The sequence below is a fragment of the Mesorhizobium sp. M4B.F.Ca.ET.089.01.1.1 genome, assembly GCF_004022605.1.
GTDB lineage: Bacteria > Pseudomonadota > Alphaproteobacteria > Rhizobiales > Rhizobiaceae > Mesorhizobium > Mesorhizobium abyssinicae.
In genome coordinates, this window is record NZ_RZOS01000712.1 from 1 (window position 1) to 1,944 (window position 1,944).

A 1,944-nucleotide genomic window follows, 5' to 3' on the forward strand; every position below is an offset into this window, starting at 1 on the left:
ATTCCGCAGCGCGGCATGCAGATCGCCCATATCGACATCAACCTGATCCGCGAGGCCTTCCAGTTCCGCCTGTTCATGGAGCGCGAGGCGGTGGCGCTGTTCACCGTCAGCGCCGCCGATGCGGAGCTCGCCCGTTTGCGGCGCGAGCATGAGGAGATGCTTGCCGAGGCGCTGGCGCAGCCGGCGACGCCGGAGATGGAAGCCAGGGCACAGACCATCGACTGGGCGATGCACGACACCTTCATCGACGCGCTCGACAACGAAATCATCGCCAAGGCCTATCTGGTCAATTCGGTGAAGATCCGGCTGATCCATCAGGAGAGGTTCCGCATCGACGGCCGCGTCGTGCCGGTCATGCGCGAGCACCTGGCGGTGATCGAGGCGATGGAAAGCCGCAACCCGCAAAAGGCGGTCGAGGCGATCAGTCTGCACATCGACAATGCGCGCCGGCTGGCGCTGCAGATCTGAGGGAAATGAGCCGCGCCGCCGCAGCGGCGCAATCCACAACGACAGCAACCCCGGGAGGAAGAAATGTCGTCCAATCCGTTCACCCCAACCAGAAGGCAACTGCTTGCCGGAACAGCCGCTCTTGCCGCCGCCGGCTTCGCCGGCTTGCGCCCCAGCTTTGCCGCCGGCGTCGATTGGAAGCGCTTTTCCGGCACCACGCTCGACGTCAATCTGGTCAAGAGCCCGCGCAGCGACACGCTGATAAAATATATCGGCGAGTTCGAGGAACTGACCGGCATCAAGGTCAATGCCGAGGCGACGCCCGAACAGCAGCAGCGCCAGAAGACGGTGATCGAGCTCAGCTCAGGCAAGCCGAGCTTCGACGTCGTGCATCTCAGCTACCACGTGCAGAAGCGGCAGTTCGAGAAGGGCGGCTGGCTGGCCGACATCTCCGGCTATCTCGCCGATCCGACGCTCACCGATCCGGCACTGGTCGAGAGCGACTTCGCCGATGCCGGCATGGTCTTCGCCAAGGATACGCAAGGCGTGCTGCGCTCGCTGCCGTTCTCGGTCGACTACTGGATCGTCTACTGGAACAAGGAACTGTTCGAGGCCAAGGGGCTGAAATATCCCGAGACCTTCGAGCAGCTGGTGGCGGCGGCCGAGGCGCTGACCGATCCTTCGGCCAACACCTATGGCTTCGTCGCCCGCGGGCTGAAGAACGCCAACACACCGGTGTGGACGTCGCTGATGCTGGGCTACGACATGACGCCGCTCGATGCCGAGGGCAAGCTGCGCACGCTGTCTCCCGAGGCGGTCGAAGCGGCCGGCCTCTACCAGCGGCTGATGACCAAATCGGCGCCTCCCGGCGTCACCGGTTTCAACTGGGCCGAGGCGCAGTCGGCCTTCCTGCAGGGCAAGATCGGCATGTGGTTCGACGGCGTCGGGTTCGCGCCGCCGATGGAAAATCCTGAAAAGTCGCGGGTCGTCGGCAAGGTCGGCTACGGCGTCATGCCGAAGGGCCCCAAGGCGCATGCCTCGGGCACGTTCGGCGACGGCATCGGCGTCACCGCCGCCAGCGAGAAGAAGGAAGCGGCCTATCTGTTCTGCCAATGGGCGGTGTCGCCGGCCATGGGCGCGCGTCTCTTGCAGGCCGGCGCCGGCGTGCCGTTCCGCAAATCGGTGCTGGAGGATCCCAAGGTGCGCGAGGGCGTCACCATGCCGGCAAGCTGGCTCGACGCCGTGGTCGGCTCCGGCAATGTCAGCCGGCTGGCGCTGCCGGTCATCATCCCGGTCACCGAGTTCCGTGACATCTATGGCGTGGCGCTGAGCAACATGATCGCCGGCGCCGATCCGGCGGAAGAGCTGAAGAAGGCCACCGACCAGTTCCAGCCGGTCCTGGACCGGAGCGAGCAAGGCTGATGTCCGCCACCACCCCAGAACGGACCGGGGTGACGATGGAAGCCATGGAAGGGAGCCAGACGGTGCGTCTGGCTC

Annotated in this window: 2 protein-coding genes; both read left to right on the plus strand. The window is 65.3% G+C overall.

Annotated features, from left to right (window positions below; translation table 11 throughout):
- Nucleotides 1-468: GntR family transcriptional regulator (locus EN780_RS33030; protein WP_133372836.1), on the plus strand; the 468-nt coding region annotated here is incomplete at its 5' end.
- A 63-nt stretch (nt 469-531) separates the two neighbouring features.
- Complete coding sequence (locus EN780_RS33035; RefSeq protein WP_127310827.1) at nt 532-1,869, plus strand: sugar ABC transporter substrate-binding protein; 1,338 nt, start codon at nt 532-534, stop codon at nt 1,867-1,869.
- The last annotated feature ends 75 nt before the right edge of the window (nt 1,870-1,944 follow it).

Bases quoted from the DNA above. Each gene is read 5' to 3' on its own strand.
- EN780_RS33035 (WP_127310827.1), top strand. From the start codon at position 532: ATGTCGTCCAATCCGTTCACCCCAACCAGAAGGCAACTGCTTGCCGGA.